This window comes from Pseudomonas onubensis, assembly GCF_965653655.1.
GTDB lineage: Bacteria > Pseudomonadota > Gammaproteobacteria > Pseudomonadales > Pseudomonadaceae > Aquipseudomonas.
Genome location: NZ_CBFHAZ010000037.1, coordinates 24,492 through 45,973, shown reverse-complemented (window position 1 = coordinate 45,973; position 21,482 = coordinate 24,492). Strand labels below are relative to the sequence as shown.

Here is a 21,482-nt window from a genome sequence, read left to right as displayed (position 1 = left end):
CCTGCCCGTCGGATGTCGTTCAAGGAATTCATATGTCGCCCTGGCTGACGGTTGTAGGCATCGGTGAAGACGGCTTCAAGGGGCTGGGCAGAAACGCCCGGCACGCCCTGTTGCGCGCCACTCGGATTATAGGCGGCCAACGCCAGTTGGACCTGCTGCCCGTGTGTATTCGTGGCGAACGCGAGTTGTGGCCAAGCCCGTTTTCCCTGGAACCGGTGCTGGCGCGACGTGGCGAGCCGGTGTGCGTGCTGGCCAGCGGCGACCCGATGTTCTATGGCGTAGGCGCCAGTCTGGCGCGCCAGGTGGCGGCTGAAGAACTGCTGATTTTACCGGCGCCGTCCTCCGTGTCATTGGCGGCGGCGCGCTTGGGCTGGCCATTGCAGGAGGTGGTGACGTTATCCGTGGTGGCGCGGCCATTGGCGGCGATTAATGCGCACCTGGCCACTGGCGTGCGGTTGCTGGTGTTGAGTAATGATGGGCGCAGCCCTGCCGCGATCGCCGCGCTGTTAGCCGAGTCCGGTTTCGGGCTCAGCCGGTTGAGCGTGTTTGAACACTTGGGCGGCGCAGATGAACAGCGCATCGACGGGCTGGCTGCTGATTGGCAACACGCTTCGGTTGCGGATCTGAATCTCGTCGCCATCGACTGCCTGACCGACGCCAACACCCCGTGCCTGTCACGCCTCGCCGGGCTGCCGGATTCGGCCTTCAAACATGACGGCCAACTGACCAAGCGCGATGTACGCGCCATGACCCTCGCCCGCCTCGCGCCAATGCCGGGCGAATTGCTCTGGGACGTGGGCGCGGGCAGCGGCTCCATCGGCATCGAGTGGATGCGCGCGCACCCGAGTTGTCGCGCACTGGCGATTGAAGCCGACGCAGGCCGCCAAAGCCTGATCGAACATAACCGCGATGCCCTCGGCGTGCCCGGCCTGCAACTGGTGCGCGGCAAGGCGCCTGAGGCGTTGCTCGGCCTCGAAGTACCGGACGCGATCTTTATCGGCGGTGGCGTCACCCGCGACGGCGTGCTCGACACTTGCTGGCAGCACCTGCGCCCTGGTGGGCGTTTGGTCGCCAATGCGGTGACCCTGCAAAGCGAAATGACCTTGATGGCGTGGCGCGCCCAACACGGCGGCGAGCTGACGCGCATCCATGTGGCCCAGGCCCAGCCGCTGGGTGAGTTCGACACCTGGCGCCAGGCGCTGCCGATTACCTTGCTGGAAGTGATCAAGCCGCTATGAAACGCATCCTGTTATTGGGCGGCGTGACCGAAGCATTGGCCATCGCCCGCACGTTGGGGCCTGAGCATATCTATAGCTTGGCTGGCGTGGGCCGCGTGCCTACAGACCTCACCTGCCAGGTACGCGTCGGCGGTTATGGTGGTTTTGAAGGTTTGGCGCAGTTTGTTCGCGATGAGCAGATTAGCCTGATCCTCGATGCGACCCACCCATATGCTGCGCAGATCAGCCAAAACGCTGCCCAGGCGGCGCGGTTGTGCGGCATTCCCTGCTGGGCGTTGCGGCGTCCGGCGTGGCAGCCGCAGGCGGGAGACGACTGGCGCGAGGTGGGAGATTGGGCGCAGTTGATTGAAGCACTCAAACCCTTCAAGCGCCCGCTGTTCACCTTGGGGCGCGAGCCATTGCAGCACCTGGAGGAAATCCCCGCCGATCAATTCTGGACGCTGCGCGCACTGGATGTGTATCCGGGCAATAAGCGCTGTGAAGTCATCGGCGCGCGTGGGCCGTTTCTGATTGAGGACGAGCGCGCGTTGTTTGAGCGGCGCGGGATTGATGTGTTGATCAGCAAGAACAGCGGCAGTGCGGCGACCGAACCGAAGCTGGAAGTGGCACGCGAGCGTGGGGTGCCGGTATTGGTGTTGAAGCGGCCGGTGTTGGCGGGGGTGGATAGAGAGCTTTTGACGCCCGCAGAAACAATCGATTCATTGGCAGATTTCATTCGATAGATCAGGATCATTCGCAGCCTCTGGCAATTCTATTTGTTACCTCAAGGGACGGCGATGAACCAACAACACGAAGTGCTACACTCCAAGAATAATTCAAGCCAGACTCAATTATATTCAGGAGCTGACATGATAGAAGTTAAAGAGGCCGTACAAGTCGCCAAGGCTGCAGCAAACGACTTCCTCGGGCAAGAAACGGAATTGCAAGACCTCATGCTTGAGGAAGTCGAGCTAAATTCGAGCGGTAAAACATGGGCAATCACGTTGGGTTTTAATGTTCCAGCCCCTGATAAGTATGAAAGGTTAGGCGCGTCCTTAGCCGGACGAATGCAGACAAGGAAATACAAAACATTCATCATTGACGCGGAGACAGGTGAGTTTCGCTCCATGAAGATCCGCGAAGTATGATAGATGCCTATATCAAGCAGTACCGAAGAAAGGGAATCATAGTCGACACAAACTTGCTACTCCTGGCACTGATAGGTGGAACGCCCAGCGTTGTAGAGTTCAAGAGAACCCGGGGCTATACCAATGAAGACTACCGCCTTTTGCTCACAATGATTGATCAGTTCGAAAAACTTGTTTCCACGCCTCACATTCTCGCAGAAGTCAGCAACCTGACAAATGGATTGTACGGGAGAAAGTTGCACGATGTTTACGCGACATTAAAAAGTTCACTTTCAACAATTATTGAAATTCACACCCCAGCCTTGGACATAAGTCGCGATTATGAGCTGTCGCCATACGGCCTTACTGACGTCGGAATTATCGCACTCGCTAAAGATAACTATCTAGTTTTGACTGATGACCTTAGAGTCGCCGGCTTTGCTCACCAACAGTGCGTCGATGTTGTGAATTTCAACCATATACGGGAAGCAAGTTGGGAGTTCTAAACCAATAGACGATCAGTCCCACGCACGAGCGCAGGAACGATCGGTCATAGGACTGTTAACTACTCGCGACTGTCGGCCGTCTTGCACCTTCCTGCACCCTGTCAGCCAGCAATCGCGCCAGCTCAATCAACTGCGCAACGCCCAGCAACTCCTCTCGCTTCGGGCCATCCAGGTCAAACGCAAGGTCGCAACTCAGCGCATTGGCCGAGGCGAGTGTTTCGCTGAGGTTGACCAGCAGGTCTTCGGTGCTGATTCCGTCGGCTACGGTGAATAGGCAAATGGGGGGATTGGGGGTGGGCTTAATCATTGTGAAGCTCCGGAGAAGTAAAAAGGAGCTGCCACTGATCGCCGCGACGCGATGGGGGTGGCAGCTGTACGCAGGTTCGCGGACCGATTCTCCAGAACAACCGGCATACCCGAAGGTATCCCGCGCACAGCCGCCATAGCGCCGCACAGTAGACGATAAAAAAGCGTCAACTGAAAGGAGACGATGACGCTTTTGCGTCTGGAGAAATCCGGGCCGCGACGCCCGACCGCTGCGTGTGCAGCGGTGTACGCAGACTAGAGATCTACCTTCCTAGGGACAACCTTAAATCCCTGTCGGACGTTTCCGTAGACGACCACTACACTTAGGTTATGTAGAGGCTCAACTAGAAGCGGCCTACATGAGCAGGGCATTGCTCGTGCAACCAGCAAGCTCAACACCAAGCCATAGCCAAACACACACCAAACTGTGGGAGCTGGCTTGCCTGCGATAGCATCGCCTCGGTACTGCAGGAAAACCGAGTTGTCTGCATCGCAGGCAAGCCAGCTCCCACAGGGCTCAGCGTCACGCTGGAGATCGCGAACCGTCGGTAAAATTGGCAATCTGCGGTTCCCGGCTATGATGAAGGCAACCACTGCGACACCAAACCACACCGCCACTTTTTACTTATGCCCCCCGATCAGGCTAAATACCCACCTGATCGCTTAACCCTACGGATTGTCCGCCATGGCCCGTCAACGCTTTGCAATTGTGTGGATCGCCTGCTTTGCAGTGCTGTTCAACGCCTTTGCCATGCCGCTGGCCAGCGCGATGCAACAGTCGCAAGACCCCGTGCAACAATTGCTGTGGGGCAGTTTCTGCTCCTCCAATGGCGCCAGTCTCAAGACCATTGCCTTGGGCACGTTGGACATTCCATCGCCGCCCCAGGAAGATCATTCCGCCATGCAGCATTGCTGGTGTTGCTCGGGCTCACCGCCGCTGGTGGCGTTGCCGGGGCATGTGCCGCAGTTGTATGTCACGCGTTTTGATCCGGTGCCGGGCCTTTCACCGCCGGCACTGCAAGCCCCTACCCCGCGCCAGCAATGGCCGAGTCTTAACCCCCGCGCCTCTCCAACGGTTTGATTCGTTCGCAAGTGAACTGCGTTTAGAACCGTTCTGGAGAACTGCCATGCTTAAATCTTCCCTGCTGCTGGCTGCATTGTTGCTGCCGGTGTTCAGTGCTGCCAATGCCGATGACTACAAGGCCGGCGACTTGTTGGTGAGCGATCCCTGGTCCCAGGAATTGCCGCCGAATGCGCCGACTGTCGCCGCCTATTTTGTGATTCATAACCAAGGCGACAGCGCGGATCGCCTGGTTAGCGTCGATACGCCTGTGGCTGCCGAAGCCCAGCTGCATGAGCATGTGATGCAGGGTGACTTGATGAAGATGCAACAAGTGCCCAGCGTTGCCGTACCGGCCAAGGGTGATCTGACCTTCGCACCAATGGCCTACCACGTAATGCTGCTGGGCCTGAAAGACCGCAGCCAACTGCGCGACGGCCAACACTTCCCACTCACCCTGAACTTCGAAAAAGCCGGCCCGGTGCAGGTTGAAGTCTCGGTACAAAAAGCGCCGCCGATGGCCGGCCACGAGCATATGCACGCCCAATAGGCCAACGTAAATGGGCGCCCGTAGCGCCAGGTTGTCGCCACACCGCCGCAGGCCCATGAGCCTGGCGCGCGGCAGTTGGATCAGCCTGTTCGCCATGCTGATGATCTTTATCGGTCCGCTGATCTCCCAAGCGATGCCGATGGACCATCACGCCGGTATGTCGATGGAAATGTCCATGGACATGCCCATGCAGGCCAGCCATGGCGAACACCAGCAAGCCCCCAGCGAACACCACGCCCTTTGGGCAAAGTGCGGTTATTGCGACCTGCTCTTCAGTTGCCCGGCCCTGCCCGGCAGCGTGTCCTATGTCAGCCTCGGCACACCGCCACCGGCTAATGCCCTGACGCCCGACACTCGCCTTGGCCACGCCCGGCAGAGCATCTTCCCCGGCGCCCGCAGCCGCGCGCCGCCCATCGCTTCGTAAGCACTTCACAGCATCACTTCACACCGGCCGACTTCAGACAGACAGCCACAGGCTGCTGGCCGTGTTGTTTACGATTGATTGATGGAATTTGTCATGTCCAGGTTTTCTGCTGACTCCCGATTGGGATGTACCCCCGTTTTCGCTGTTATGTGCGGCGCACTGCTAGTGCCACTGGCCCACGCCGATGAGCATGAGTTGAGCCCCACGGTGATCACTGCGATCGCCCCCAGCTCACCGCTGACCGTTGTCACCAACCCTAAAGACCCACGCCAACCGGTGCCGGCCAGCGACGGCGGCGACTACCTCAAGACCATCCCCGGCTTCGCGCTGGTGCGCAACGGCGGCACCAATGGCGACCCGGTGCTGCGTGGCATGTTCGGTTCGCGCCTGAATATCCTCACCAATGGCGGCATGATGCTCGGCGCCTGCCCTGGGCGGATGGACGCGCCCACCTCGTATATCTCGCCGGAAACCTACGACAAGCTCACCGTGATCAAAGGCCCGCAGACCGTGCTATGGGGGCCTGGCGCGTCCGCCGGCACCATTCTGTTCGAGCGCGAGCCCGAGCAGTTCGGTGAACTAGGTACACGGGTCAATGCCAGTGTGCTGGCCGGCTCCAACGGGCGTTTCGACAAGGTGGTCGATGCCGCCGCCGGAGGGCCTTTGGGCTATGTGCGGGTGATCGGCAACCAGGCCCACGCCGATGACTACAAAGACGGCAACAACCACACCGTCGCTTCGCGCTACGACAAGTGGAATGGCGATGTCGCCGTCGGTTTTACCCCCGACGCCGACACCCTGCTGGAACTCACCGCCGGCCGTGGCGATGGCGAAGCGCGCTACGCCGGGCGCGGCATGGACGGCTCGCAGTTTCTGCGCGAAAGCCTGGGGCTGCGCTTTGAAAAATCCAATATCGGTGAGGTACTGGATAAGGTCGAAGCGCAGGTCTACTACAACTACGCCGACCATGTGATGGACAACTACAGCCTGCGCACGCCGTCCGGCACCGGCATGATGGCCGGGCCGATGGCTTCCAACGTCGACCGCCGCACCCTCGGCGCACGCATCAAGGCAACCTGGCGCTGGGCCGATGTGCAACTGATCAGCGGCCTGGACGCGCAGACCAATGAGCATCGCCAGCGCAGCAGCATGGGCATCGACACCTACAAGGATCTGCCACGGGAAAAGGACGCGAATTTCCACAACTACGGCGTGTTCAGCGAACTGACCTGGTACGCCGCCGAGCGTGATCGGCTGATCACCGGCGCACGCCTGGACCGCGCCTCGGCCAAGGATTTTCGTCAGACCACTGTTTCAGGAATGATGTCGCGCCCCAACCCGACCGCCAACGACACGCGCGCCGACACTTTGCCATCGGGCTTTGTGCGCTATGAGCACGACCTGGCCGACACACCCACCACCGTCTACGCAGGGCTCGGCCATTCGGAGCGTTTCCCGGATTACTGGGAGCTGTTTTCGCCCAACACCGGCGCGGTCGGTTCAGTGAATGCCTTCGACGGCGTGAGGCCGGAGAAAACTACCCAACTCGACTTCGGCGCGCAGTACAAAACCGCCGACCTGGAAGCCTGGGCCTCGGGTTATATCGGCCGGGTGCAGGACTTCATTCTCTTCGACTACAAGCCTGGGATGATGGGCACCACCTCCCAGGCGCGTAACGTTGACGCGCGCATCATGGGCGGTGAACTGGGCGCGGCGTACAAGCTGACTCAGCACTGGAAAGCCGACGCCAGCCTCGCCTACGCCTGGGGCAAGAACACCAGCGACGGCAAGGCACTGCCGCAAATGCCACCGCTGGACGCGCGTTTGGGCCTCACCTACAGCCAGGACGACTGGAGCGCCGGCGCCTTGTGGCGTGTGGTCGCGGCGCAAAATCGCATCGACCAGAACAAGGGCAACGTGGTCGGCAAGGACTTCGACAAAAGCAGCGGTTTTGGCGTGTTCTCGCTGAACGCGGCGTACCGCATCAATAAAAACTTCAAGGTCAGCACGGGCGTCGACAACCTGTTCGGCAAAGCCTATGCCGAGCATCTGAACCTGGCCGGTAACGCAGGCTTCGGTTACCCGGCCAGCGACCCGCAAGCCATCAAGGAGCCGGGGCGCACACTCTGGACCAAGGTGGACATGAGTTTCTAAGAGCATCGCGGGCAAGCCAGCTCCCACAGGGGAATGCATTCCAAATGTGGGAGCTGGCTTGTCGGGCCGCCGCATCGCTGCGATAGCGCCCTGACAGACAAAAAATACCTAAAGCCTTGCGGAGCCTAATGATGACCACCCCAAAAATTTCCTTCTACAACCTGGCCTGGCGCTGGCACTTCTACGCCGGCCTCTTCGTCGCCCCGTTCATGGTGCTGCTGGCCCTCACCGGCATCATCTACCTGTTCAAACCCCAGCTCGACCCGCTGATGTACGGCAACCTGCTCAAGGTGCAAAGCGCCGAGCACGCCCTCAGCGCCGACGAACAACTGCAACGCGCCCAGGCAGCTTTTCCCCAAGGCAAAATCAGCAAATACCTGCCACCCGCCGACGCCACCAGCAGCGCGCAATTCGTGATGCACAACGATGGCCGTGAAGTGACGGTATTCGTTGACCCGTATCGCGGCACTGTGCTCGGTGAACAGGACGCCAAATACAACCTGCAAGCCATCGCCCGCGCACTGCATGGCGAACTGATGATCGGCACCGTCGGCGACCGTCTGGTGGAACTCGCCGCCGGTTGGGGCGTGATGCTGGTGGTGTCTGGCGTGTACCTGTGGTGGCCACGCGGCAAGTCTTCGGCGGGCGTGTTGTGGCCACGGCTCAACAGCCGTGGCCGAGTGTTCTGGCGCGATATGCACGCGGTCGCCGGTTTCTGGGGCGCGGCATTTTTGCTGGTGATGCTGCTCAGCGGCATGACCTGGACCGGCTTCTGGGGCAAACAATACGCCGAGCTGTGGAATAAGTTTCCCGCAGCAATGTGGAACAACGTGCCGCAGTCCGACCAGCAAGCGCGCAGCCTCAATACGGCCAGCCAGCAGACCGTGCCGTGGGCCATGGAAAACACGCCGATGCCGATGTCCGGCGACCACGCCGAGCATATGAATCACGGCGCCATGCATTCGGGTCCTGCCGCGCCGACTGTGCGCCTGCAACAAGTGGTCGACCTGGCCAACGCGCGCAAAGTCGAACCCGGCTACAGCATCACGTTCCCCACCACCGCCGAAGGCGTGTTTACCGTCGCAGTGTTCGCCAACGACCCGCGCAATGACGCGACCCTGCATGTGGACCAGTACACCGGCAAAGTGCTGGCCGAGGTGCGCTGGGAGCACTACAACCTCGTCGCACGCGCCACCGAAACCGGCGTGATGCTGCATGAAGGCAAAATGTTCGGCTGGGTCAATCAGCTGATCGTATTGGTGATCTGCCTGATGATTTTGCTTAGCGCGGTGAGTGGTGTGGTGATCTGGTGGAAGCGTCGCCCACAAGGAGCGCTGGGGGTGCCGCCGTTGCGCCATGACCTGCCGAAGTGGAAAACCGCGCTGGTGATCATGTTCGCACTGGCGATTATTTTTCCATTGGTGGGTGCATCGCTGATCCTGGTGTGGGCGTTGGATCGCCTGGTGCTGGCGCGCCTTTTCAATCAACGTGAATCTGCCTCAGGTTCTGCATGAAGCAGGCGAGATGCCCACGGCAGAGGCCTTCTGTAGCCTTGCGCGACTTTTGTCGCGCAGCCAATAAGTGTTAACTTATAACACTTTCTGCGTTATCGTTGCTCGCCGCGCCCTGCGGCGAGCACACCCTTTCAAGAAGCGATTGATCGACCGATGAACAAGTTCCTAGCGTGCGGCGTATGCCTGCTCGCCCTGCACAACAATGTCCAGGCGCTGACCCTGCCCGCCAGCCCCGTGACCGCGCCCGCCGTGGATGACGAACGTGTCGACCTGAACTCGCCGACCACTGCTGGTTCGCGCCTGAACCTCACGGCCTTGCAAACGCCTGGCAGCGTCGAGAGCCAGACCGGCGAAAAAATCCGCGAACGCGGCGACGCCAGCGTGCAGGACGCTATCTCCCGCGCCACTGGCATCAGCCGCACCGGCTCGCCGGGCGACGGCGGCACGTCGTTGCAGGCCCGTGGGTTTACCGGGCAGAGTTCGGTGCTGCAACTGTACGACGGGCAGCGCATGTTCGATGGCGCAGGCACGTCCACCTTCCCGGTGGATACCTGGTCGGTTGAGCGCGTGGATGTGCTGCGCGGCCCGGCTTCAGTCATGTACGGCCAGGGCGCCATCGGTGCGGTGATCAATACCATTGCGAAAAAACCGTTCAGCGGCGAGATCGAAAACCACATGCGCCTGGGCTACGGCTCCGATGACCGCCAACAGCAAGCCCTGGACAGCGGTGGCTCGCTGACCGACACACTGAGCTACCGCCTGAACGTCAACCGCCTGCGCAGCAACGGCTTTATCGCGCGCGGCGACTCCGCCAGCGACTTCGTCAGCGGCGCCCTGCGCTGGCAGCCGGCCGACAACCTGAGCTTCACCCTGGCCCACGACTACGGTGACCAGAGCCCGCAGAACTACTACGGCACGCCGCTGATCAACGGCCAGTTGCACAAAGGCCTGCGCGACAAGAACTACAACGTCAGCAACGACAAACAGCACTACAACGACCAGTGGACGCGCCTGACCAGCGAGTGGCAGATCAACGACAACGTCACCGCCACCAACGAGCTGTCGTACCTGAAAAACCAGCGCCGCTGGCAGAACGCCGAAAGCTACAACTATGTGAATGGCGGCCTGGTGCGCCAGGACTACCTGGGCATCAAGCACAACCAGGAACAGGTCGGTGACCGCCAGACCTTCACTTTCAAACACACGCTGTTGGGCCTCGACAGCCAAACGGTGACGGGCGTCGAGTACAACCGCATTCGCTTCCGCCTGGCCAGCAACGCGCCGTTTAACGACGTGCCGGGCGGCGGCCAGCCGGTGGATATTCAGCACCCGGTGCCGCAGCCGTTTGAAAGCAGCAGCCCATTCATCCCTCAAGCGGTCACCACCACCAAACAGCTCGCGGCCTTCGCCGAAAACCGCCTGCAATTGACCGACAAACTCTCGCTGATCACTGGCGCGCGCCGCGACTACCTGCACATCGACAGCCATGACCTGACAACCGCGAACCAGGACGCCGACAGGACCCTGACCGGCAACAACTGGAAAGCCGGCCTGGTTTACGCGATCACACCGAGCACCTCGGTTTACGGCCAGTACGCCACCAGCACCGACGGTGTCGGCAGCCTGATCAGCCTGAGCCCGAGCCAGCAGCAGTTTGGGTTGTCCACCGCCAAACAGGCCGAAATCGGCTTCAAGCAGGCGTTCTGGGACGCGCGTGGTGAATGGACCCTGGCGGCCTATCACATCGTCAAAAAGAAACTGCTGGTGAGCATCCCCGGCACCACCCTCAAGGAGCAAGTCGGCCAGCAATCCTCCAACGGCCTGGAAGCCAGCCTCGACCTGCAACTGCCCAACGCCTGGCAGTTGCAAGCCAACGCGGCGATTGTGCGGGCGCAGTACGACGACTTCTCCGAAGTGGTTAACGGCCAGGCCGTTTCCCGCGACGGCAACCGCCCGGTGGACGTGCCTAACCGTACCGCCAACCTGTGGTTGAGCAAGGCGGTGACCGATGACATTCGCGCCGGTGCCGGTGTGCGCTACGTCAGCGCCCGTTATGCCGACACCGCCAACAGCAGCGAAGTGCCGAGCTACACCGTGGCCGACGCGACCGTGTCGTGGAAAGCCATGCGCAATACCACCCTGGGCCTTGAGCTGAACAACCTGTTCAACCGCACCTACGCCGTCAGCCAGTACAACAACGGCCAACAGTGGATACTCGGGGAGCCGCGCTCGTTCTTCGTCACGGCGGACTACACCTTCTAACCGAAACAGCACGGACTAATGTGGGAGCGGGCTTGCTCGCGAATGCGGTGTGTCAGGCAATGGAAATTTCACTGATCCACCGTATTCGCGAGCAAGCCCGCTCCCACATTTTCGATTTGCGTTGACCTTGAGAATATTGATGGCCTCACTCACCCTCACCGACCTTGGCTGGACCCCACCCGGCCACGACCACTGCAATCACCGCTTCCAGTTGCGTGATGCCAGCGTGCAGGTCGGTGCGGGAGAGTTTGTCGGGTTAATCGGGCCCAACGGCAGCGGCAAGACCAGCCTGCTGCGCTGCGCTTATCGCTTCAGCAAACCTGAACGCGGTGACGTGCTGCTCGAACACCAGAATGTGTGGAAGCAAAGCGCCAAATGGTGCGCACAACGCATCGCGGTGGTGCTGCAGGAATTCCCCGACACCTTCGGCCTGCGCGTGGACGAAGTGGTCGCCATGGGCCGCACGCCCCACAAGGGCTTGTTCGATGGCGACACACTGCACGACCAGCACCTCATCCGGCAGGCGCTGGAATCGGTCGGCATGCACGGCTTCGACGACCACGCGTTCGCCACGCTCTCGGGCGGTGAAAAACAACGGGTGATCCTTGCCCGCGCCTTGGCCCAGCAGCCGCAATTGTTGGTCCTCGACGAACCCACCAACCACCTCGACCCACGCTACCAGCTGGAGCTGCTGAGGCTGGTCAAGCGCTTGAACATCGGCACCCTGGCCAGCATCCATGACCTGAACCTGGCCGCGGCTTTCTGTGATCGTTTGTACGTGATCAACCATGGACGCATTGTCGCCAGCGGCACACCCCATGAAGTACTGACGGCCGAACTGCTGCGTGACGTCTTCGGCGTCGAAGCCCTGATCGACACTCACCCTTTGTCCGGCTACCCCCGACTCACCTGGATAACCCAACCATGATCCTGCGCTCCCTGTTGTTTCTCGCGTTGTTGTCCGGCACTGCCCAAGCGTTTGCCGAAGCGACCCATTACCCGGTGACCGTCAAAAGCTGCAACCGCGACGTGACCTTTCAGGAAGCGCCGAAACATGCCGTCAGCCACGACATCAACATGACCCAGATGATGCTCGCCCTGGGCCTCAAGGATCACATGGCCGGCTACAGCGGCGTCACCGGTTGGAAGTCGGTCACGCCGCAACTGGCCGAAATCCTCGACGGCCTGCCGGAACTGGCGAGCAAGTACCCGTCGGTGGAAACCCTGCTCAACGCCAATGTGGACTTCTTCTTCGCCGGCTGGGATTACGGCATGCGCGTAGGCGGCGACCTGACGCCGCAAACCTTGCAGCCACTGGGCATCAACGTCTACGAACTGACCGAGTCCTGCGCCTTCGTCATGAAGCGCCCGGCCGCCACTCTGGACGACACCTACAACGACCTGCGCAACCTGGGCAAGATCTTCAACGTGCAAGACCGCGCCACCGCCTTGATCGCGCAGATGCAGGCACAAGTGGCCGAGGTGCAACAGCACCTGCCCGCCGACAAACCCAGGGTGTTCCTCTATGACAGCGGCGAAGACCGCGCCATGACCTCCGGCCGCCTGGGCATGCCGCAAGCACTGATCACCGCCGCTGGCGGGCGCAATATCCTCGATGACATTAACGCCAGCTGGACCCGCGTCAATTGGGAAACCGTGGTGGAGCGCAACCCGCAGGTGATCGTGATCGTCGACTACAGCGAAATCACCGCCATACAGAAAGAGCAATTTCTGCTGGATAACCCGGCGTTGCAGTCGGTGGACGCGATCAAGAACCAGCGTTTTATCGTGATCCCGTATGTGCAGGCCACACCGGGCATCGACAACGTGCTGGCGGTGGAAACCCTGGCCAAAGGGTTCCACGGCGAATGATCACGCGCCGTTATGCCCTGCTGCTGAGTGCCCTTGGCGCGTTGTTGCTGGTCTCATGCGTAATCTCGCTGGGGTTCGGCTCGGCGCAGGTGCCGGTGGAGGTGGTGTGGCGGATTTTGCTCAACAAGGCTTTCGGCCTCGGTGACGCTGACTGGAGCACCGGCCAGGAACATATCGTGTGGCTGATTCGCGTGCCACGCATGCTGCTCGGCGCGCTGGTCGGCGCCGGGCTGGCGTTGATCGGCGCGGTGTTGCAGGCCGTCACGCGTAACCCGTTGGCTGACCCACACCTTCTGGGCGTGACCTCCGGCGCCACCCTGGGTGCGGTGATTGTGGTGTTGCATGTGGGGGAAGTCGTCGGCCTGCTCACCCTGCCCATCGCCGCGTTTATCGGTGCACTGTTGAGCATGCTGGTGGTGCTGGCCGTGGCCAGCCGTCACGGCCGCCTGGAGAGTGATCGCCTGCTGCTGTGCGGCGTGGCCGTGTCATTTGTGATGATGGCGGTGGCCAACCTGCTGCTGTTTATGGGCGACCATCGCGCCGCCTCGGCGGTGATGTTCTGGATGCTCGGCGGCCTGGGGTTGGCGCGCTGGGAGTTGCTGGCGATTCCGGCCGTGACCGTGGCGCTGGGGCTGCTGTTGCTGCTGGGCATGGCACGCCCGCTGAATGCGCTGATGGCAGGCGAGCAGACCGCCGTGACCCTGGGCCTCAACGCGCGCACTGTGCGCCTGAAAGTGTTTTTGGTGGCCTCGCTGATGACCGGTGTGCTGGTATCCATCAGCGGCTCCATCGGTTTTGTCGGGCTGATGGTGCCGCACATTGCACGGCGCCTGGTGGGCGCTGAGCATCGCCGACTGCTGCCGGTGTGCACACTGCTGGGCAGCCTGTTTCTGGTCTGGGTCGATGTGGCCGCCCGTACCCTGATCGCCCCCGAAGACCTGCCGATTGGCGTGGCGACGGCGGCGATTGGTGGGTTGTTTTTTATCGGCTTGATGCGCCGGCGCTGACGTCAGAGTTCATCGCGGTCATACCAGAACGTCGGCTCCTCCCGCACCACGTCCCAATCTTCATCCAGCACGCCTTCGCGCGTCCAGAAAGTGTCGGCAACCAGCACCGATAGCCCGCCCCGCGCCCTCAGTTGACTGACCAGCACACTGGGGTCAGGTGCATCGCCAGGGCTGAGCAAGCTGGTTTCAGCCGGATTGAACACCGGCATGTACTTGAGCAACGCCCCGCCGCGGCAGGACAGGTAGCAACTCTGGGCATGAGGCGCGTTGCTTTTGATCACCTGCAGATAGTCGTGCAAGTCGTCTTTGGAGACGAAATGGTTCAGCAGCTCCTGATCTTTCTGAGCATGGCTGGAGGTCGAAGCAATCGCCTTGTAGAACGCGTGTACGGCGGCAATTTTGTAGGTTTTCAGCACATTGCTTTCGGGCACATCGAACCCGGCATTGTCGAGCCAGAACAACAGCTGCAAGGTACTTGCAGTGCCGGTGCCCTGATCTTGCACCGGGTCAATCGCGACAAAGCCGGAAGTTTCGCCGGGGACCAGGACCGCGCCCAGGTATTGCGTGTCCTTGAAAGGAGCGACCAGCCCCTGAGCGTAGCGCGCCGCATCATCGGGATAGAAAAACAGCGGCCCGCAGAACGAGTGAAAATACGGGTCATCGGCAAACGCATGGGGCGCCTTTTTCGGCGACCATTGCGCGCTGAGCCGCTCTTTCCTGCCCCAGATGGCACTGGTCACCCTGATCTGCAGTTCCCCCGCACCCGCCAGGCGACGTACATAGTCACGCACCTTGAGCGAACCTTCGAGCAACTGCGCACGGTCCAGGTGTGCGTTGTTCGTCCATGGGTACAGGGGCGCGGTCTTGGCAAATACATACCTGAGCAGCGCTCCGTCGGCACACAGAAGGTACAGCGGCACCGCACTGCCGTTGCGGGCCTGGGTGATGAAGTTCAGCCCTTTGCCGATGTGCTGGGGCGCGAAAAAGCTTTGCGCCATTTCATCGCTCGTCAGCGCGATTGCCTCAGTGGAGGCGCAGAGGTACAAGCCCTCGAGCACATACCCTTGGGGCAACTGGCCGTCGACAAAAACCTGTTTGAAATCTGCGAAGTTCTCTCTCACCAGTGCCAGGGTCGTCATGTACAGCGGCTTGTTCACTGACTTGAGTACGTAACCGAAGGCCAAGTCGGCTTGCGGCTTCGACAGGCGCTGGGCGTAGCGCACAGCATCGAACGCCCGTGTAAAGATCGGGCTGCACGGTGGGTCGAGGAAGACCTGGCGGATATCCCCGGGGTTGGGAATAAACTGATTGGCAACAAAATCCTGCGTGATTTGCCTCGGCGGCCCCCATAACTTGCTGCTCTCTATCACCCGCAGCTCACCCGCCTTCGCGACCTGCGTGATGAACGCCTGCGGCGTGAGTGCCCCGCTGCGAATTTGCTGCTCGATGAGGTTGTCGCCGTAGTCGCCCTTGACCGGATTAAGCGCCGCCAGGCTACTTTTCAAAGACAGCTCCTCAGTGGAGTTCGACAGTTGGTAGCTCAGGATAGAACCCTCGAACCCGAACACATATTCACGCTTGAGATGCACATCACGACTCAACAGGCGCGCGAGTACCGCGCTCGGAATCATGCTTTTGTAAAGGGCCTTATCAGCGGAGGCCAGCAACAGCGGTACTTCGCGGTCCACCAGCGACCGATAGAGCGCCACGATGGTGCTGCCGCCCGGATAAAGCCCCTGCTCTACAGCCCGGTCCGGATAAATCCAGTTCAGCGTCAGCCCTTGGGGCGGCAGCGGCAGAGGTTCCGTCGACACAAACAGCCCACTGACCAACCGTAGAATCACCCCGCCATACACGCGGCGATGACCATTGCCCACCAACGCCGCCGCATGCCGGGCCGCATCATCGGGGTTGGCAAACGCGGGGCTCAGACGCCGTGGCCTCAAGGTGGCGTAGCCGACCCAGGCGGAGCCGACCACGCCTTTTTTATCCCAGCACTGGCTGGTGCTTATCACCGAAAGCGCGCCTTTGAGTGCCCACTCTCGAACGAAACCGGCGGGTTGCTTCTGACCGGAGTTCAGCGCGGTCTGCGCCTGAGTCAGCAGGTTATCGGCATCGCCACCGGCTTTTACGTCAATTGGCAAAGGCACGTAGCGCAACAGCGCGCCATCCTGGGTTGAGAAGTAAACCGGCAGGTTCTTTACGTCGCCTCGATTGGCTTCATACAGAGCAAGGTACAACACGTCCGGCGTGACGAAGAACAAGGTCAGCCAGGCATTCGATGTATTCAGCCCCGTCGGCGACCATTGCTGTGAGCGGAACAGCCCGTGCAGAAGGAACCCTTCGGGGAGCTGGTAGCCGCCTTCGGCCATGCGCTTGAACACACTGTTGAGAGAGAAGAGCTTGCTCTGGGAGGTGACACCCACCACCTGCGTGGCGACGTATTGTTCTTTGTCGCGGTGCTTGAGGATGAACGCGAAACAGGACGACTCATTGAGATTGCGCCCATGCACACGCCCATGCAGGTTGCGGGCGGCCTCATCGGCCGTGGCAAACACGGCGCCGTAGGTGACGTAGTCGAGCGGGCCGGATCGGGGGGCGTACGTGAAGTTGGGCGTCCAGTCGTTATAGACCACCGAGCGCGGCCCCCAGAAGGGGTTACCCTCGACCACCCTGAAATCCCCCGCCTCGGCCAGTCGCCATGCCCAGTCAGCGGGCTTGATCTGGCCTTTGTCCAGGCGCCGCTGGAGGCTGTTGTCGCCGGCCTGGGGAGAAACGTTGGCCAGCAGCAGGGCTTCTGCCGGAGACGTGTTTGGGGTGTATTCCAATAAACAGTTCGACGCCGCGGACAGCCATGCCACACGCCCGGCCGGGATGATCGAATACAGCTCATCACAGCTGAACACCTGCTGGTTGAGCAGCGCTTCGTCTCGCGTCCAGCCACGCTGCGTGACCGCCTCCGGGTCGGCCATGGACAGCTCCGTATGGGAGCCGTAACGCCCAAGCAACAGATAAGGTTCCGGCGGGATCAACGGCCCGTGGTTACCCAAGGGGAAAAACAGCGTAAAGGCAAAGGGGTTGGCCGCGCTTTCCATCGGTTCGGTGGCCACAAAACGACCGTCCTCGCCCTTGAGCACATAGCCGCCATAGTGGCGATCGCGCCGGTCGCCAATTTGCTCATGGGCATACACCGCTGCATCGCGCGCCGTCAGAAACGAGCGGCTCAAGGAGGCCTTGTAGAAAGGCGTCAGCAGGTCGGAACGGTTATCCAGCATGCCCACCTTGCGCCACAGACTACCGGGCTGAACCACCGACAAATCGGTCGCCGCAATCGCCCGGCGCACATAATCGCGTGGCCGCAGGGTGCCGGCCACCATGGCCGCTCGTGCGCCGTTATCGTTCAGTTCGCCCGCACTGTTTTCCCTGACCAGCTCGGTGGTGGTCGTGGCGTCGGGCACCTTGAGTTTGAGCAGCGACAAGTCCGAGGCCTGCATATACAACGACAACCCACGAGCGGAATCCTGGATCGCCACGCTCGCCCGTGCCTGGCGGGTGGCGGCGACTATCTGCGCCGGGGTAAAGAACGCGCTGGCCAGCCAGGTCTCGCGGGCGGTAATTTCATCGGCCTCGTACCAACTGCTGAAATAGATCGCCTCCAGCCGATACTGGGAAGGCAATCGCGGCTTGCCGTCGGAGCGTTTTGGAAACACGCCACCGGGCGAAAACACGGGTTCACGTTTGGGCACTGCCAAGGTGGCCACATAGGCATCGTCACGGGTGTGCTTGAGTACGAACCCAAACCTGCCAGCCTGGCCCTGGCCGTGGCCGTCAGACAGCAACAGCGCACGCGCCACGGCATGTTCAGGGCGCGGGAACACCTGGGTAAAAAAGGGCTGATGCTCCATGGCGGTCGCGGCCGCCCTGACACGCCACGCCTTGGATATACGCCCGCGAACACCACCCCACACCGGGTTGGCGACCAGCACCGTGAGTTCACCGGCTTCGGCCAACAGGCGAATGGGGTGCTCGAAATCAGTGCTGGTTTCGCCCGGCCCGCCACGCAGAAACAGGTCCAGTTTTTTTTCGATGGCCGAGCCACTGCTGACATATTTGAGCAGCACGTTGTCCGGCCCGGACAGGTAGTGGACCTTGGCAAAGGTTCTTCTTTCGAAGCTGAAGAGTTGATCGGCGCCGGAATAGAAGTTGTTGAACACCTGCACCTGGTCGTCGGTGAAGTGGGGCAGGTGAGCCTTGATACCTTCGGCATCGGCGGGATGGGAGTGATAGAAAGCCTCGGCCATGTAGTCATCGGGGGCGATGAACTTGCCCTCGCTGTCTTTGGCCAGCATGTGCCCATGATCGAACTGCACGCGCTGCCCCATGACCGGATGCGTGGCGTAAAAACGATTGTCGCGCTTGAGAATGACACCGCCATATTCGACGTTACGGCGCTGGCCGATCATCTCGTGCGCCCAGCGGGCCGCATCGTCGGCGGTGAGGAAAGCCGGGCTATACGTGGGCACGGGAATCTGCGCGAACAGGCGCCAGTCGCTGCCAAGCCTTGCAGTCACAGGCCACACTTGGGTGCCCTTGCCGGCCTTGCTGGTCTTGAGCACATCCAATTGGCCTGCGTTGATCAGCCTTCGCACCCAGTCACTGGGTTTAAGCTTGCCGGCAATCAAGTCCGAATCAATGGCGTTATCCACAATCGCCCCATCGGGCTCGACCCGATAAAGCTGGGCTTCAGCATCCGAAAACGAGCAGGTATAACGCAGCAGGGCGCCATCTTCGGTGCCATGCAATACCGACCATCCGCCTTGCTTGAGCAGCTCCGGCGCCAGCCGCCCCTGGTACAGCTGGCGGGCCAGTTCCGGCGGCGAAAAGAAATTACGGTACAACCACGGCTGCCGTGTCTTGGTCAGCGCTGCATGACCGCCTTTGCCCAGGTAAACCGCCAGCAGATGAAAGTGTTCAGGCAGGCGATGCTTGCCGTCCGGCCCGGTGGGAAACAACTGCTGGGCCGACAGCAAAAGGGCAGTCGGCTCGGTCACGGCATACAGGTGCTTATCGTCATGCTTGAGCACAAACACCTGTTGAGCCGCCGTGGGTTCAGCGGCCAGACGCTTCTGGGCATAGCTGATCGCATCGTCAAGGCTTGCCTGCACAGGCCCGCATGCCGGCAGCTCCTGGGTTTTGGCCACAAAGGGTTGATAGGGCGTCCAGTTGTCGGGGACCTCGCCCGTTGACCCGCCCCACACCATATTGGACACCAGAATCGACAGCCGGCTGACGCTGGCGACTTTCTTGAACAGGTTTTCCACCACGCCGTCATAGCCCTCGGGCCTGCCGAAGGGTTGTTTGGTCTCCAGCCACACACCGAAACGGCGCTCGGCCTCCGTTCGGGTGGCGACCTGCTTGAACAGCGAGCCTTCGGGGCCGGATAAATACGCCGCAGTGAAAAACGCCGGTTCCAGGATATTGGCCGCCAAGTCCGCTTCTGAATAAAAGCTGTTGAGTGCCTTGATCTGCTGATCCGAAAGTTCGGGATTGTTGTCCTTGTACTGAGAAAACAGATCCGGGTGCGAGTGATACTCCGCCACACAGCGATAACCGTCGGGATGCAAGTACTGCTTGTTGCTGTCTCGATTCAATACGGCAGTAAGGTCGAAAAAATTCTCGCCGCCTTCGATGGGGTCAGTCGCATAAAAAAGCTCATCGGCCAGGCTTTGCACAATCACCCCGCCGTACTCCTGATCATGCATGCCAGCCATCTGCCCGTGGGCATAACGCGCCGCATCATCCATGCTCACAAACCCCGGCCCTACCGGGGGTAACTCAACCTGTGGCGCTGGGTCCTGCCCAAACCAGCCACGTTTGATTCGCTCCATTTCATCACCTTTCAATACACGTACCGCAGCGCCAGGGATTGGCGACTACGCACTTATATTCAGCAGTGATGGGCAGTACGAGGTGTCAAATAGGCACCCCAACGGCAACAGCCGCACTCCACGCCCTCTTTTGAGGCTTCCCGCGCACCGGCACGTCGTTGCGGCGCCACACTGGTGCGCGATGCGGGTGCCAGGCCCATGATCCGGCCCTCAAACCAAGGGGGCACGGCGCAGGCACAGCCTTTGCAAAGCACTGCGTATCTGCCCCACAAAACTATGGTTTACGGAGATCGCACCATGAAGCGTCGTAGCTTGATCAAGGCTTTCACCTTGTCGGCATCCATTGCCGCGATGGGTTTGACCTGGACCGTCCAGGCCGCCGAGACCATCAAAGTCGGCATCCTGCACTCGCTGTCCGGGACCATGGCCATCTCCGAAACCTCGCTTAAAGACATGGCGTTGATGACCATCGACGAGATCAACGCCAAGGGCGGCGTGAACGGCAAGATGTTGGAGCCGGTGGTGGTGGACCCGGCGTCGAACTGGCCGCTGTTCGCCGAGAAAGGCCGGCAGTTGCTGACCCAGGACAAAGTTGCCGTGGTGTTCGGCTGCTGGACCTCGGTGTCGCGCAAATCGGTATTGCCGGTGTTCGAGGAACTCAACGGGCTGCTGTTCTACCCGGTGCAGTACGAAGGCGAAGAGATGTCGCCCAACGTGTTCTATACCGGTGCAGCGCCTAACCAACAGGCGATCCCGGCAGTGGAGTACCTGATGAGCGAAGAAGGTGGCGGCGCCAAGCGCTTCTTCCTGCTCGGCACCGACTACGTGTACCCGCGCACCACCAACAAGATTCTGCGTTCGTTCCTGCACTCCAAAGGCGTAGCCGATAAAGATATCGAAGAGGTCTACACCCCGTTCGGCCACAGCGATTACCAGACTATCGTTGCCAACATCAAAAAGTTCTCAGCCGGCGGCAAGACCGCAGTGATCTCCACCGTGAATGGCGACTCCAACGTACCGTTCTACAAAGAGCTGGCCAACCAGGGCTTGAAAGCCACCGACGTGCCAGTGGTGGCGTTCTCCGTGGGTGAAGAAGAACTGCGCGGCATCGACACCAAGCCGCTGGTGGGCAACCTCGCGGCCTGGAACTACTTCCAGTCGGTGGAGAACCCGGTGAACAAGAAATTCGTGGCGGACTGGAAGGCTTACGCCAAAGCCCACAACCTGCCGGGTGCGGACAAAGCCGTGACCAATGACCCGATGGAAGCCACCTACGTGGGCATCCATATGTGGGCACAGGCGGTTGAGAAGGCCAAGTCCACCGATGTCGACAAAGTGCGCGAAGCCATGGCCGGCCAGACCTTCGCCGCGCCGTCGGGCTTCACCCTGACCATGGATGCGACCAACCACCACCTGCACAAGCCGGTGATGATCGGCGAGATCCAGGCCGACGGGCAGTTCTCGGTGGTGTGGCAGACCGAAAAACCGATCCGCGCCCAGCCGTGGAGCCCGTACATTCCGGGTAACGACAAGAAGCCGGACTATGCCGTGAAGAGCAACTAAAGCCCCATGCGGTCAAACATGTGGGAGCGGGC

General features: G+C 60.8%; 16 protein-coding genes. 14 read left to right on the top strand and 2 right to left on the bottom strand.

Annotated elements, in window-relative coordinates; all coding sequences use genetic code 11:
* Nucleotides 1-32 precede the first annotated feature (32 nt).
* From cbiE to ACTD9P_RS14565, 4 genes are all read left to right on the top strand, one after another.
* Nucleotides 33-1,238: a precorrin-6y C5,15-methyltransferase (decarboxylating) subunit CbiE gene (cbiE, locus tag ACTD9P_RS14580; protein WP_438868203.1), complete on the top strand. Its 1,206-nt coding sequence runs from the start codon at nt 33-35 to the stop codon at nt 1,236-1,238.
* A complete protein-coding gene (locus ACTD9P_RS14575; protein WP_438868202.1) occupies nt 1,235-1,960 on the top strand; it encodes a cobalt-precorrin-6A reductase in 726 nt (241 codons plus the stop codon). The genes cbiE and ACTD9P_RS14575 overlap by 4 nt, the downstream gene beginning before the upstream one ends.
* A 126-nt stretch (nt 1,961-2,086) precedes the next feature.
* A complete protein-coding gene (locus tag ACTD9P_RS14570; protein WP_069786883.1) occupies nt 2,087-2,365 on the top strand; it encodes a hypothetical protein in 279 nt (92 codons plus the stop codon).
* Nucleotides 2,362-2,850, top strand: coding sequence for a PIN domain-containing protein (locus ACTD9P_RS14565; RefSeq protein ID WP_065930624.1), 489 nt, complete (start codon nt 2,362-2,364; stop codon nt 2,848-2,850). The genes ACTD9P_RS14570 and ACTD9P_RS14565 overlap by 4 nt, the downstream gene beginning before the upstream one ends.
* Before the next feature lie 55 nt (nt 2,851-2,905).
* Here the strand turns inward: ACTD9P_RS14565 and ACTD9P_RS14560 are convergent, their stop codons facing one another.
* The gene (locus tag ACTD9P_RS14560; RefSeq protein WP_069786881.1) at nt 2,906-3,157 is read right to left on the bottom strand and encodes a DUF6124 family protein; all 252 of its coding nucleotides are present in this window, start codon (nt 3,155-3,157) and stop codon (nt 2,906-2,908) included.
* Between the two features lie 684 nt (nt 3,158-3,841).
* Between ACTD9P_RS14560 and ACTD9P_RS14555 the strand changes: the two genes are divergently transcribed.
* From ACTD9P_RS14555 to ACTD9P_RS14515, 9 genes are all read left to right on the top strand, one after another.
* A complete protein-coding gene (locus ACTD9P_RS14555; RefSeq protein ID WP_438868201.1) occupies nt 3,842-4,237 on the top strand; it encodes a DUF2946 domain-containing protein in 396 nt (131 codons plus the stop codon).
* Nucleotides 4,238-4,283: 46 nt separating this feature from the next.
* Nucleotides 4,284-4,766 carry a copper chaperone PCu(A)C gene (locus tag ACTD9P_RS14550; protein ID WP_438868200.1) on the top strand — a complete coding sequence of 161 codons (483 nt, stop codon included), beginning with the start codon at nt 4,284-4,286 and terminating at the stop codon, nt 4,764-4,766.
* Between the two features lie 10 nt (nt 4,767-4,776).
* Complete coding sequence (locus tag ACTD9P_RS14545; protein ID WP_438868199.1) at nt 4,777-5,190, top strand: DUF2946 domain-containing protein; 414 nt, start codon at nt 4,777-4,779, stop codon at nt 5,188-5,190.
* Nucleotides 5,191-5,283: 93 nt separating this feature from the next.
* The gene (locus ACTD9P_RS14540; protein WP_438868198.1) at nt 5,284-7,344 is read left to right on the top strand and encodes a TonB-dependent copper receptor; all 2,061 of its coding nucleotides are present in this window, start codon (nt 5,284-5,286) and stop codon (nt 7,342-7,344) included.
* 131 nt (nt 7,345-7,475) lie between these two features.
* Entirely contained in the window at nt 7,476-8,858 is a 1,383-nt protein-coding gene (locus tag ACTD9P_RS14535) for a PepSY-associated TM helix domain-containing protein (protein ID WP_438868197.1), read from the top strand.
* Nucleotides 8,859-9,011: 153 nt separating this feature from the next.
* Entirely contained in the window at nt 9,012-11,120 is a 2,109-nt protein-coding gene (locus ACTD9P_RS14530) for a TonB-dependent receptor (protein ID WP_438868196.1), read from the top strand.
* A gap of 139 nt (nt 11,121-11,259) precedes the next feature.
* Nucleotides 11,260-12,048 (top strand): ABC transporter ATP-binding protein, encoded by a 789-nt coding sequence (locus ACTD9P_RS14525; RefSeq protein WP_438868195.1) that lies wholly within the window; start codon nt 11,260-11,262, stop codon nt 12,046-12,048.
* Entirely contained in the window at nt 12,045-12,992 is a 948-nt protein-coding gene (locus tag ACTD9P_RS14520; RefSeq protein ID WP_438868194.1) for an ABC transporter substrate-binding protein, read from the top strand. The genes ACTD9P_RS14525 and ACTD9P_RS14520 overlap by 4 nt, the downstream gene beginning before the upstream one ends.
* Entirely contained in the window at nt 12,989-13,999 is a 1,011-nt protein-coding gene (locus ACTD9P_RS14515) for a FecCD family ABC transporter permease (protein ID WP_438868193.1), read from the top strand. Before ACTD9P_RS14520 ends, ACTD9P_RS14515 begins: the two co-directional genes overlap by 4 nt.
* A 2-nt stretch (nt 14,000-14,001) precedes the next feature.
* Here the strand turns inward: ACTD9P_RS14515 and ACTD9P_RS14510 are convergent, their stop codons facing one another.
* A complete protein-coding gene (locus ACTD9P_RS14510; protein WP_438868192.1) occupies nt 14,002-19,887 on the bottom strand; it encodes a DUF4329 domain-containing protein in 5,886 nt (1,961 codons plus the stop codon).
* A gap of 297 nt (nt 19,888-20,184) precedes the next feature.
* Here ACTD9P_RS14510 and urtA point away from each other — a divergent pair, with 297 nt between their 5' ends.
* Nucleotides 20,185-21,450, top strand: a complete 1,266-nt coding sequence (gene urtA / locus ACTD9P_RS14505) for an urea ABC transporter substrate-binding protein (protein ID WP_200431979.1) — start codon at nt 20,185-20,187, stop codon at nt 21,448-21,450.
* The last annotated feature ends 32 nt before the right edge of the window (nt 21,451-21,482 follow it).